Origin of the sequence: Bradyrhizobium prioriisuperbiae (assembly GCF_032397745.1) — a bacterium.
GTDB classification, from domain to species: domain Bacteria; phylum Pseudomonadota; class Alphaproteobacteria; order Rhizobiales; family Xanthobacteraceae; genus Bradyrhizobium_A; species Bradyrhizobium_A prioriisuperbiae.
Map to the genome: position 1 here is coordinate 7,618,989 of NZ_CP135921.1, position 12,870 is coordinate 7,631,858.

Sequence of the window (12,870 nt, forward strand, 5' to 3'; positions counted from 1 at the left end):
TGCCCCTTATGCATCCGAAGTTCGTGTCAGAGGGTGCTGCGATGTATCACGAATTTCGGATGCGGGGCACTAGCCTACCAGCAAGTGTAGCCGCCATCGACCAGAACGACACTGCCGGTCATCAGGCTGGCGGCATCGGACGCCAGGAAAAGGACGACCGAGGCGATTTCATCCACCTCGCCCATCCGCGCCATTGGGGTGCCGCCGATCCAGGCCTCGTACATCTTCGGGCTGTTCTTGACGAACGCATTGAGAGGGGTCGCGATATAGGTCGGTGCCACCGCGTTAACGCGGACACCCCGGGCGCCCCACTCGGCCGCCAACGACTTGGTGAGGTGATGCACCGCGGCCTTCGAGGCATTGTAGTAAGCCTGTTCCTGCGGCTTGTTGACGATGAAGCCGGACATCGAGCCGATATTGACGATCGCGCCCGATTTCTGTCCCAGCATGTGCTTGCCGAAGGCGCGGCAGCACCAGAACGTACCATTGAGGTTGACATCGATGACGTTCAGCCAGTGCTCGTCAGTGACGGTTTCCGCTGGTGTCTCGCTGCGCGCGATGCCGGCATTGTTGACGAGGATATCGACCTTGCCGTAACGGGCGACCACTTGATCCGCTACTTCGGTGACGCGTTTGGAATCCGTCACGTCCATGATGATGATTTCCGGATCGTAGCCCGCCGCTTTCAGCTTGGCATGGCCCGCTTCCGCCATCGCCGGATCACGATCGGCAACGATCACCTTGGCGCCGGCCTCCGCCAGCGCTTCGGCGCTGGCCAGACCGATGCCCTGCCCGGCTCCGGTGACGAGGGCAACGCGGTTGCTGAGCCTGAATTTTTCCAGATACATTTTCTTGTTCATCCTGTTTGACAGATCGTCCAGCGGCAAAGCGCACGTCCCAGCCCGTGCGCGTTCCCCGTTCATCCAGCGGCATTCAAGACCAGAGCAGCGCGCCGCTCATGCGCGAATGGCCAATCCTTCCTTGTCGAAACGATGCAGGCGGTCCGGTTCCGGTGCCAGCACCACACGGTCGCCGGCGGCGAGCCCCTGCTCGCCGATGCAGCGCGCCGTCAGCAGCCCAAGCTCGCCGGCATCGACATAGATGAAGGTATCGCTGCCGAGATGCTCGGCAACCGAGATGGTACCGGGCCAGCCCTCGCCACCGCCCTTGCTGACCTTCAGATGCTCCGGCCGAATGCCGATGGTGGTGGCGCCATGGGCCGCCGCGGTCGCACTGGAGATGAAATTCATCTTCGGCGAGCCGATGAAGCCGGCGACGAACATGTTGGCCGGACGCTCGTAGAGCTCCAGCGGCGAGCCGTATTGTTCGATGCTGCCCCCGCTCAGGACCACGATCTTGTCGGCCATGGTCATGGCCTCGACCTGGTCGTGGGTGACGTAGATCGCGGTGGTCGCAAGCTGCTTCTGCAGCTTGGTGACTTCCATGCGCATCTGGACGCGCAGCGCGGCGTCGAGGTTGGACAGAGGTTCGTCGAACAGGAAGGCCTTGGGTTCGCGCACGATGGCGCGGCCGATGGCGACGCGCTGGCGCTGGCCGCCGGACAGCTCGCGCGGCTTGCGCTCGAGATACGGCGTCAGGTTCAGCGTCCCTGCGGCAGCCTCCACCTTGCGGTCGATGTCCTGCTTCGGCAACCCAGCCATCTTCAGGCCGAACGCGATATTGCCACGCACGCTCATGTGCGGATAGAGCGCATAGGACTGGAACACCATCGACAACCCGCGCTTGGCCGGCGGCACGTCGACCACGTTCTTGCCGTCGATCAGGATCTCGCCACCGCTGACGTCTTCCAGGCCCGCGATCATGCGTAGCAGCGTGGTCTTGCCGCAGCCCGAAGGGCCGACAAACACCACAAAGGACCCATCGGCGATCTCGAGGTTCGCCCCCTTGATGATGTTGACCGGTCCGAACGACTTGCGAACATTCTGAAGCGTAATCTGGCCCATGATCTGTCGCCTCCGCGTTGCTATTTGACGGCGCCAAAGGTCAGGCCGCGAACGAGTTGTCGCTGACTGAACCAGCCGAGGATGAGGATGGGAGCGATCGCGAGCGTGGACGCCGCCGACAGCTTCGCCCAGAACAGGCCTTCCGGACTGGAGTACGACGCGATGAAGGTGGTGAGCGGCGCGGCCTCCAGGGTCGTCAGGTTCAGGGTCCAGAACGCCTCGTTCCAGGCTAGAATGAAGTTGAGCAGCAGTGTCGATGCCAACCCCGGGACCGCCATCGGCGTCAGAACATACACGAGCTCGCGGCCGATGGTGGCGCCATCCATTCGCGCCGCTTCAAGGATGTCCTTGGGGATTTCCTTGAAGTAGGTGAACAGCATCCAGATCACGATCGGCAGGTTGCCAAGGCACAGCAGCATGATCAGACCGACGCGGCTGTCGAGCAGGCCAAAATACTTGAAGATCAAATAGATCGGCACCAGCACACCCACCGGCGGCATCATCTTGGTCGACAGCATCCAGAGCAGGATGTCCTTGGTGCGCTTGGTCGGCGAGAACGCCATCGACCACGCCGCCGGCACCGCAATCAGCATCGCAATCAGGGTCGAGCCGCCGGCAATGATGACGGAATTCAGCGCATGGTGGAAATAGTCGCTGCGCTCCTGCACGGTAGCGTAATTTTCGGTGGTCCAGTGGAAAACCAAAAACACCGGCGGCGTCGCGAAGGCGTCGAGTTCGCTCTTGAAGCTGGTCAGGATCATCCACAGGATCGGAAAGAAGATCATGAACCCGAACAGCCAGGCCGCCGCTGTCGACACCACCACCTGCCTTGTCGTCACCATCCGTGCCATGGGTCAGGCCTCCAGGTTCCGTCCGACGATCCGCACCAGGAAGAACGCCACGATGTTGGCGATCACCACCGCCACCAGGCCGCCGGCGGATGCATTGCCGACGTCGAACTGAATCAGCGCCTGGGAGTAGATCAGGAATGCGATGTTGGTGGTCTGCAGGCCGGGTCCGCCGCCGGTGGTGACGAAAATCTCGGCGAACACGGTGAGCAGGAAGATCGTCTCGATCAGGATCACCACCGTGATGGGACGCGCGAGGTGCGGCAGCGTCAGATAGATGAAGGTCGACACCGCTCCGGCACCGTCCATCTCGGCTGCTTCCTTCTGCTCCCCATCCTGCGACTGCAGCGCGGTCAACAGGATCAGTGTCGCGAACGGCAGCCATTGCCAGGCCACGATCAGGATGACGGCGAGCATCGGCGCGTCGGTGAACCAGTCGATCGCCGGCAGACCGAAAAGACTGGCGATCCAGGCAAACAACCCCGAGACCGGGTGCATCAGCAGGTTCTTCCAGACCAGCGCGCTGACAGTGGGCATCACGAAGAACGGCGCAATCACCATCAGCCGGACGATGTTGCGGCCGATCACCGGTTGATCCAGCAGCAAAGCAAAGGGCACGCCAAGCAGGATGGTAATGGCAAGCACCGCGCCGACCAGCACCAACGTGTTTTTCAGCGAGGCAAGGAAGGCGGGATCGGTGAGAAAGTACTGAAAATTCTCCAGCCCGACAAAACTTTCCGATCCCGGATCGAGCAGACTGTAATGCAAGGTCGAGAAATAGATCGTCAGCGCCAGCGGAACGATCATCCAGATGAACAGCAGGATCACGGACGGCGCCAACAGCATCCGTGCGAGACCTTGGGTCTGTTGTGTCGCCATCGCCACCTCCGTTTTCGGGAGAAAAGGCGGCCATCCTGTCCCGAGGGAACGGGACGACCGCTGAGTTTACGGCTCGGGAGGGTGAGCCGACGGGCAGATCGCTTATCGGACGCTTACTTGATGTAACCCGCGCGCTTCATTTCACGTTCGGCCGCGGACTGCGCAGCCGTCAGCGCCGCATCCACCGAACTCGACCCCGACAGTGCGGCGGAGAACTGCTGACCGACGGTGGTGCCGATGCCCTGAAATTCGGGTATAGCCGCATACTGCACACCGACATACGGCACCGGCTGCACGGACGGCTTGTTCGGATCGGCCGCATCGATCGAAGCTAGGGTGAGCTTCGCGAATGGTGCGACCTTCAGGTATTCGGGATTCTGGTAGAGCGAGGTGCGCGTGCCGGGCGGCACGTTGGCCCAGCCTTCCCTGGCGGCAACCAGTTTGGTGTAGCCCTTGCCGGTGGCCCAGGCGATGAACTTCACAGCCGCCTCGACCTTCTTCGATCCCGCCGGGATCGCGAGATTCCAGGCCCACAGCCAGTTGGCGTTCTTGCCGAGCCCGGCGTTCGGCGCGAGCGCAAAGCCGACCTTGTCGGCCACTTGCGATTCCCTCGGATTGCTGACGAACGACGCCGCCACGGTGGCATCGATCCACATCGCGCATTTGCCGGAGTTGAACAGCGCCAGGTTCTCATTGAAGCCGTTCGAGCTCGCGCCGGGAGGGCCTGCGGCTTTCATCAGATCGACGTAGGTCGACAGGGTCTTCTTCCATTCGGGTGAGTTGAACTGCGGCTGCCATTTCTCGTCGAACAAGCGCGCGCCGAACGAATTGGACATGGCGGTCAGGAATGCCATGTTCTCGCCCCAGCCGGCCTTGCCGCGCAGACAGATGCCATAGACGCCGGCGGTCTTGTCGGTGAGCTTCTTCGCCGCATCGATGATGAAATCCCAGCTCGGCTTTTCCGGCATGGTCAGGCCGGCCTTCTGGAACAAATCGGTGCGGTACATGGTCATCGAGCTCTCGCCGTAGAACGGCGCCGCATAGAGCTTGCCGGAGACGGTGACCGCCTCGCTGATCCGCGGCAGGAGGTCGGCGGCGTCGTAATCGGCGCCGAGCTTGTCCAGCGGAACGAGCCAATCCTTCTTGGCCCAGATCGGCACCTCGTAGGTGCCGATGGTCAGAACGTCGAACTGGCCGCCCTTGGTGGCGATATCCGTGGTGACGCGCTGGCGCAGCACGTTCTCCTCCAGCGTCACCCATTTGACCGTGATGTCGGGATTCTTGGCCGTGAACTCGCCCGCCAGGGCCTGCATGCGGATCATGTCGCCGTTGTTCACGGTGGCGACGGTGAGTGCCGTTTGTTGGGCAATCGAGGGGACCGAAACGATCAGCGTAGCCGCGCCCAGCAGAGCGCCAAGGACGTGTTTCACGGAGACCTCCCATTTTCGCGCCTTGAGCCCGTTTTGAGTATATGCTCACGCGTTGAAAATATGTTCACACCAGCCTATGGACTTGTCAAGGCGAGATCGCAGCCATCCGCAACCGCGCAAGGTCCCGCGGTGCGGCCGAACGCATTCCGCCAGGGGGTCGGTGGCCCGGCTTGCGGACATGATCAGTCCTTGAGGATGGCGCTGGCGGTTGTTTCGTCGGTGATCAAGCCATTGATCAGACGGCCTTTCAGGGCCGCGCGGATGGCGGGCACCTTGGCATGGCCGAGAGCCGCGCCGATGGTCTGGGCGGCAGCTGGAACGATGGGTGGAATGCTGGTCAGGCGACGATTGGTGCCACCATCGATGACGCGGCCGTCGGCATCGAAGGCCCAGCCGATCACTTCGCCGGTGGCGCCCAGCCGCCGCATCTCGAACAGTTCCTCGCGGCTGACGAATCCATCGACATGGACCTGCGCGCTCTGGTCCATCTGTCCGATGCCGATCAACCGCAGGTCGGCTTTGGCGGCAATCGCCCTCACCCGCTCCACCGACGAGATCCGCAACATCTGCGCACGCTCCTCTTCGGATGACATCAGGAACGGCAGCGGCATCGGGTAGTGGCGCGCCTTGGTCCGATCGGCGAGACGTCCCACGGTGTCGTAAAAGCTGGCAGAGCCGTCGGTCGAGATGTTGCCGACCAGCGACACGATCTCATGATGTGGGCAGTCGATTGGCGACACCCGCTCGACCGCGGCGCGCACCATGCGCCCGGTGCCCAGCGCGACGATGGTGGGCTGCTCGCTGCGCAAGGTCGCCTCCAGCACGGCCGCGGCCCGCTCCGCAATGCCGGCGGTCGACAATGGCGCCGCCGGATCGGCCGGCACCACCTCGCAAGAGGCCAGGTGAAACACATCCTTCAAACGCGCCGCGAGCTCCATGCAGGCGGCAATCGGATGTTCCAGGCGAAACGTGATCAGGCGCTCAGCCAGGCACAGCGACACCAGCCGTTGCGCCGACGCCCGCGACACTTTCAGCATTTTCGCGATTTCATCCTGGGTATGCCCGGCGATGAAATACAGCCAGCCGGCGCGCGCGGCCTCGTCCAATCGCGATTTGTCGCTGTCGGTCGCCATCGTGCCCTACCGATCCGCTCGCCAGAAATCCGCCATGCGGTCGAACACGCGATCCGCTCCCGCCTCGACCAGCGGGCCCCGGCCATCGTGCGAGCCGTAATGGCCACCGCCGACAAATCCCCAGACCTGCATGCCCGCGGCCTTGCCTGCCGTCACACCGCTGACGCTGTCCTCGATCACCAGGGTGTGGCGCGGCTCCGCGCCCATTCGCTCGGCCGCGTACAGAAACAGATCCGGCGCGGGCTTGCCGTGCTTCACCATCTGCGAGGTATAGAGCCTGCCGCCGAAATACGATGCAAGCCTTGTCAAGGACAACGACAGGGACACGCGATCGAGGGCACTCGACGACGCAAGACAGTACGGGATGTGGCGACCGTCCTGCTGCAGACCCTCCAGCACGCCCGCGATACCCTCGATCGGACGCAGCGCAGCCTGAAATGTCTCGCGCACCTTGGCCGCGAAGTCGTCGGGGAACGTCGAGGGAATGGGCCGGCCCGCGTCCGCGTAATGCTGCACCACTGCCGCGGTGTTGCGGCCGAGAAACAGACGAACGATCTCGGCCGTGCCGATCGTGATGCCGTATCCAGCCAACACTTCGGACAAACAGCGGCAGCTCAGGACCTCGCTGTCCACCAGCACGCCGTCGCAATCGAAAATAATGAGGTCTGGTGTGATCATCGCGGTTTCCGTTTGTCAGTATGATCATATACTCAATAGTTGGGCAATAACCCATTGATCGAACCGGAGGAATGCCTAATCATCTGCTCGGCGGCGCAATCAACGGCACGAGATGTGCACGTCTTTGACGGTGTTATTGCCATCCCAGCGACATCAAACGTGCCCAAGGATGTCGCTCCACGAAATGAGAGACCCGCGTGACCAGCCGGATTGTCCCCGTCAAACCCTTCGACCTCGTGATTTTCGGCGGCACCGGCGACCTCGCCTACCGCAAGATCTTCCCGGCACTGTTCCACCGTTATCGCGATCGGCAGTTCGGCGGCGATACCCGGATTGTCGGCACCTCGCGACGCGCCATGACCAGCGAAGCCTACCGCGCCGCCATCCGCGAAGCCCTGCTCGGCTTTGCCGGCGCGACCAGCGCCGACGCCGAAGAACTGGATGGCTTCCTGGCGGTGGTGGATTTTGTCGCGGTCGATGCGCAAACGGACCAGGGCTGGTCGGACCTGAAGGACTGGTTCGGGCCCAAGGCGCAGGAGGTGCGCGGCTTCTATCTCGCGACCGCGCCGGACTTGTTCGGAGGGATCGCGGCCAGGCTCGCCGCCCATGGGCTGGTGACACCGACCGCGCGCATCATTGTAGAGAAGCCGATCGGCACCGACGGCGCCTCCGCTGAACGGATCAACGACCAGCTTGGCGCCGTGTTCAAGGAAAGCCAGATCTTCCGCATCGATCACTATCTCGGCAAGGAGACCGTGCAGAACCTTTTGGCGCTGCGGTTCGCCAATATCCTGCTCGAGCCCCTGTGGAATTCCAACTACATCGACCATGTGCAGATCACCGTGGCCGAGGCGCTCGGGGTCGGCGGGCGCGGCGCCTATTACGATCACTCCGGCGCACTGCGCGACATGGTGCAGAACCATCTGCTGCAGCTGTTGTGCCTGGTCGCCATGGAGCCGCCCGCCTCGCTCGATGCAGACGCGGTCCGCGACGAAAAGCTGAAGGTGCTGCGCTCGCTGGAGCCGATCGATGCCGGCAATGCTGCGACGCTAACGGTCCGCGGGCAGTACAAGGCCGGCGCCAGCAATGGCGACACGGTGCCCGCCTATCTCGACGACGCCGGTGCGAGCGCCAGCACCACCGAAACCTTCGTCGCGCTCAAGGCCACCATCGCCAACTGGCGCTGGAGCGGCGTACCGTTCTATCTGCGCACCGGCAAGCGGCTGCACGAACAGCGCTCCGAGATCGTGGTGGTGTTCCGCCGCGTGCCGCATCTGCTATTCAAGGGCGTCAGCGGCCTGATGATGGACAACCGCCTGACCATCCGCCTGCAGCCCGACGAAGGCATCAAGCTGGGGCTCACCATCAAGGAGCCCGGTCCCGGCGGCATGCGGCTGCAGCACGTGCCACTCGACATGAGTTTCGCCGAGGCCTTCAATGCCCGCGCCCCGGAAGCCTATGAGCGGTTGTTGATGGACGTGATCCGCGGCAATGCCACCCTGTTCATGCGCCGTGACGAGGTGCAGGCCGCATGGAACTGGATCGACCCGATCCGCGAGGCGTGGTCGCGCACCTCGGACGCGCCGAGGCCCTATGTGGCCGGCAGTTGGGGGCCGGCAGGATCGGTCGCGCTGATCGAGCGCGACGGGCGGACGTGGAACGAAGAGTTCGCGTGACAGCGATGGCGCCGCTCATTCCGTCGCGGTGCTCGAGTCGCGCATCATCTGTGCGTAGACGTTGACGACGAGAGCGATCAGCAGAATGAGGCCACGGATCAGGATCTTCAGGAAACTGTCGATATTGACGTGATCGAGGCCGTTGTTGAGCACGCCCAACACCAGGAGCCCGATAATCGTGTTGCCAATGCCGCCCCGCCCGCCAAACAGGCTGGTACCGCCGACAACGACGGCGGCGATGGCGTCGAGCAGGAATGTGTCGAACTGATTCTGCTGCGCACTGCCGAAATAGGCGACGCCCAACATGCCTGAAAAGCCACTGAGCACCGCCGAAATCACCATCACCGCACCGATGATGAACTTGACGTTGACGCCCGAATACTCAGCGGCGTCGCGGTTGCCGCCGGTCATATACACGTAGCGGCCGAAACGCGTGTAAGTGAGAACCAGATGGGCAATCAGCAGCACCAGCATGGCGACGATAATCAGCCATCGCACGCCGATATATTGCCCCGAGCCGAGCACCTGGATGATGTCGGGAAATTTGTAGGCAATCTGTCCCCGCACCAGCATGGCGGAGATGCCCGCGGCGATCTGCATCATGGCAAGCGTCATGATGAAGGACGGAATGCCGATGCGCGTGACGCCAAAGGCCGTGACCAGGCCAAGCAAACCGCAGGTCGCGAGCGCCAGAATCACCGCGACCAGGCCCGGCAAGGGCAGATTCTGGATATTGGCGTAGGCCGGCTGCAACGTGAAGAAGGCTACGACAATGCCGGTGGCATTGGCGACGGCGGCGACCGACAGATCGATCTCGCCGGTGAGAATGACAAAGGTGAGACCGACGGCGATGATCGAGGTCAGTGACACCTGAGCCAGGATGTTGGCGAAGTTGTCCAGCGTCATGAACGACGGGCTGGCGATCGAGAAAAACGCGACCAGCGCAATCAGCGTGATCAACGGCGCGATGTTGCGCAACTGGTTGCGCAGCACATGGGCCAGATCGAGCGATTTGCCGGCGGGCTTGGCGGCGTCAGTCATGTCAGTCCTTCTTTTGCGATCGCACATCCGTTCACCGACAGGCGGCCCTTCCGCTCATCGTCTTTTGCCCCTCACAGGGAGGGGGTATTGCCTGGCGGCGGCCGCGGCGGGCCAATCCAGGACGACCGTCTCATTCCTCACGCCGCGGCCAGCAGATCCGCCTTCTCGACGCGCCCGTGTTCGAATGCCTTCACTACGCGGCCGCGCTTCATCACCACCACCCGATCGGCCAGCGTCAGGATGGTTTCCGGCTCCGTCGACAGCACGATCACGGCGACACCCTGATCGCGCAGGGCCTTGACGATGCGGATCACATCTTCCTTGGCGCCAATATCCATGCCGCGCGTCGGCTCGGAGAGGATGAGTACCTTGGGCCTGTAAGTCAGCCACTTCGCCAGCGCCACCTTCTGCTGATTGCCGCCCGAGAGCTGCCCTACCTGCATTTCGGCATTGGCCGGACGGATCTGCAGGTCGGCGATCTGCGTCCGGGCGATGTGCCGTTCGGCCTGCGGCTTGAGCCAGAGCCGATGGATGCGTTCCAGAATGGAAATCGAAATGTTCCTGTAGATCGGCTCCGTCCGGAACAGCATCATGCGCCGGTTCTCAGGCACATACGCAATACCGGCGCGGCGCGCGGCAACCGTGGAACGGAGCACCAGAGGCTTGCCCTCCAGCATGACGGTTCCATCATCCAGCGGAAATTTGCCGAACAGGCAGCGCGCAAGTTCGATCTGGCCGCAGCCCATGAAGCCGTAGATACCGAGAATTTCGCCGGCACGCGCCTCGAACGACAAGTCCTTGAGCACGCCGCCCTGGCTCAAGCCGCGCGCGGCCAGCACCACGGGCCTGGTTTCGCTGCCGGTCAACTCGGCGCTTTCGCCGGCCGACAATTCGCTCGCACCGCGGCCGATCATCTGCGAGATCAGTTGATCCTTGCTTGTCGTGGCGGCTTCGACCGCGGCTACCTTACGGCCGTTTCGAAAGATGGTGACGTGGTCGGAGATGGCGAGCACATCTTCCAGAAAATGCGAGATGAAGATCAGACTGCGGCCTTCCTGGCGCAGCTGGCGCAGCGCCTTGAACAACCGCTCGACCTCGGGCGGCGACAATGCGGATGTCGGCTCGTCGAGAATGATGATGCGCGCGCCGGAAAACAGCACGCGGCTGAGCTCGATCAACTGCTGAATGCCGACGGGCAGCGAGCCCATGCGCGTGCGCGGGTCAATATCGAGGCCGAGACTGGAAATCTGCGTGCGCGCGGCTTTCTCCATACGCGCCCAATCGACGATGACCCCTGCCTTTGTGGGCTGGGCGCCAAGAAACACATTCTCGGCCACCGTCAGGTCGGGAACCACCGACAGTTCCTGATGCACCATGCCGATGCCGACGGCGAGCGAGTCATGCGGACTGCGAAACCGCACCTCGCGTCCGTCAATCAACATCTGCCCCTGAAAATCATGGTGCACGCCTGCGATGATCTTCATCATGGTCGATTTGCCGGCACCGTTCTCGCCGACCAGACCATGAATTTCTCCCCGCGCCATGGAAAAATCGACATCCCGCAACGCGGCAACGCCGCCAAAGCTCTTGGAGACGTGCTTCAGTTCCAGCAGCGGCAAGGGGCTGGCCTGTACAATATCGGGCGGAGTCATTCTCTGCGCATCCCGGTCGTCCATCCTCCGTCCCTCCCCCTTAAGGGGAACCAGGACGGGGCGGAGTGTTTGCGGATTATCCGATCCCAAGGCTGGAGCGGGGACGCTGAGCCCCGCCCCAAACCAGTCCGATCGTCAGATCAGGAAGTGGCGCTCCATCCACGCGATGCCGGGGGCCGTTTCCTTGGTGATGACCGGGCCATCGGTGACGATGTTCTTGGGGATGCCCTTGCCGGTCTTTTCGCCGCTGACAACAGCGGCGACGCCCGCGGCAACGGCCCAGCCGTGAATACGGCAGGACGGGTTGCGCACGGTTGCCAGCATACGGCCGTCGATGACGGCTTCCAGCGCCGGCGGCATGGCATCGACGCCGCCGATGATGATGTCGGTCTTGCCCCGCGCCTTCATGACATTGGCGGCAGCCAGCGCCATGTCGTCATTATGGAAGAAGGCGGCCTTGATGTTGGGATACTTGGTCAAATGCGTATCCCAGATGCGGGCGACCTTGGTGACGTCCCAGTCGGCAGGATCGGTGTTGAGCACCTGTATCTTGGGATAGTTCTTGATGATCTTCTCGAAGCCCTTGGCACGGCCCTGGGCACCCGAGTGCCCCAAAGCACCCTGGGTCATGATGATCGTCCCCTCGCCGCCCATCGCGTCGACGATCTGCTGGGTCACGGAGGCGCCCATGAAGACGTTGTCCGGCGCCAGCATCGTATGGACGTTGATCGTGTCCAGCGGAGCGATCAGCGTATCGAGGTCGATGACCGGGATACCCGCGTTGATCATCTTATTGACGGGATCGACAAGCGTGCCGATGCCGAAGGCCTGGATGGCGACGAAGTCCCATTTCTGCGAGGCCATATTGTCGATGGCCGCACGCTGCTTGACGGCGTCGAGCTGACCGTCAAACCAGGTCACCTCCACATTCATCAGTTTGCCCCAGGCCTCCGCCGCCTGCTTGCCCTGGGCGCACCAGGTGGCCTGCAGGCCGGCATTGGAAAACGCCGCCTTCAAGGGCTTTTCCGATCTCAGCAGTTCATCGGCCATGGCCGGATTGAAACCGGCATTGGCCATATAGGCCCCGGCCATGCCGATCATGCTGGCGCTCAGCATGAAATCGCGACGGTTCTGTTCGATTTTGTTTTTGGCGTCAGACATTTGGGCTCCTTGGCGTGTGCAATACAGCCGTTGGCTTCAAGCAGCTTCCGTTCCCTAAAAAACGACCAGGTTGTTCCCGGTTCGCAGGCCTGCAGCATCGACGTGGACGATTGCGGATGTCAACAAAATCCAATGCGCCATGAACCGATGGTCGAGTTTGGCGTCTGGGGCGCGCAGAGCCTGAGCCGGTGATGGTGCGCTTTGCTCGCTGGAGGACGAGGAGCTGAAATCCCAGTTTCTGCACCATGAGCCCGTTATCCTAGCACTGCCTGACTGCACTCGGCACCAAAGCGCTGCGGCTGGCAGCGCTGAAGGGCGAGACATTCATCCTGTATCCGCGCGATCCACGCCCAAGCTTTGCCGATTACATCCTGAAGGTTTACCTGAATGAAGGATTCATGCCGAAGT

At 62.5% G+C, this 12,870-nt stretch carries 11 protein-coding genes; 1 reads left to right on the forward strand and 10 read right to left on the reverse strand.

What is annotated here, in order from left to right; genetic code table 11:
- Nucleotides 1–74: 74 nt before the first annotated feature.
- From RS897_RS35475 to RS897_RS35505, 7 genes are all read right to left on the reverse strand, one after another.
- A complete protein-coding gene (locus tag RS897_RS35475; protein WP_315838853.1) occupies nucleotides 75–848 on the reverse strand; it encodes an SDR family NAD(P)-dependent oxidoreductase in 774 nt (257 codons plus the stop codon).
- A gap of 108 nt (nucleotides 849–956) precedes the next feature.
- Nucleotides 957–1,964, reverse strand: a complete 1,008-nt coding sequence (locus RS897_RS35480) for an ABC transporter ATP-binding protein (protein WP_315833316.1) — start codon at nucleotides 1,962–1,964, stop codon at nucleotides 957–959.
- Nucleotides 1,965–1,984: 20 nt separating this feature from the next.
- Nucleotides 1,985–2,815, reverse strand: a complete 831-nt coding sequence (locus RS897_RS35485) for a carbohydrate ABC transporter permease (RefSeq protein ID WP_315833317.1) — start codon at nucleotides 2,813–2,815, stop codon at nucleotides 1,985–1,987.
- Between the two features lie 3 nt (nucleotides 2,816–2,818).
- Entirely contained in the window at nucleotides 2,819–3,691 is an 873-nt protein-coding gene (locus RS897_RS35490; protein WP_315833318.1) for a carbohydrate ABC transporter permease, read from the reverse strand.
- Nucleotides 3,692–3,804: 113 nt separating this feature from the next.
- Entirely contained in the window at nucleotides 3,805–5,121 is a 1,317-nt protein-coding gene (locus RS897_RS35495; RefSeq protein ID WP_315833319.1) for an ABC transporter substrate-binding protein, read from the reverse strand.
- A gap of 182 nt (nucleotides 5,122–5,303) precedes the next feature.
- Nucleotides 5,304–6,254 (reverse strand): sugar-binding transcriptional regulator, encoded by a 951-nt coding sequence (locus RS897_RS35500; RefSeq protein ID WP_315833320.1) that lies wholly within the window; start codon nucleotides 6,252–6,254, stop codon nucleotides 5,304–5,306.
- Nucleotides 6,255–6,260: 6 nt separating this feature from the next.
- Nucleotides 6,261–6,932, reverse strand: a complete 672-nt coding sequence (locus RS897_RS35505) for an HAD family hydrolase (protein ID WP_315833321.1) — start codon at nucleotides 6,930–6,932, stop codon at nucleotides 6,261–6,263.
- A 197-nt stretch (nucleotides 6,933–7,129) separates the two neighbouring features.
- Here RS897_RS35505 and zwf point away from each other — a divergent pair, with 197 nt between their 5' ends.
- Nucleotides 7,130–8,608 carry a glucose-6-phosphate dehydrogenase gene (gene zwf / locus RS897_RS35510; protein WP_315833322.1) on the forward strand — a complete coding sequence of 493 codons (1,479 nt, stop codon included), beginning with the start codon at nucleotides 7,130–7,132 and terminating at the stop codon, nucleotides 8,606–8,608.
- Nucleotides 8,609–8,623: 15 nt separating this feature from the next.
- Here the strand turns inward: zwf and RS897_RS35515 are convergent, their stop codons facing one another.
- From RS897_RS35515 to RS897_RS35525, 3 genes are all read right to left on the reverse strand, one after another.
- On the reverse strand, nucleotides 8,624–9,649 hold the full coding sequence (locus tag RS897_RS35515) for an ABC transporter permease (RefSeq protein ID WP_315833323.1): 1,026 nt from the start codon (nucleotides 9,647–9,649) through the stop codon (nucleotides 8,624–8,626).
- Between the two features lie 137 nt (nucleotides 9,650–9,786).
- Nucleotides 9,787–11,301, reverse strand: coding sequence for a sugar ABC transporter ATP-binding protein (locus RS897_RS35520; RefSeq protein WP_315833324.1), 1,515 nt, complete (start codon nucleotides 11,299–11,301; stop codon nucleotides 9,787–9,789).
- A gap of 135 nt (nucleotides 11,302–11,436) precedes the next feature.
- Nucleotides 11,437–12,462, reverse strand: coding sequence for a sugar ABC transporter substrate-binding protein (locus RS897_RS35525; RefSeq protein ID WP_315833325.1), 1,026 nt, complete (start codon nucleotides 12,460–12,462; stop codon nucleotides 11,437–11,439).
- Nucleotides 12,463–12,870: the final 408 nt, after the last annotated feature.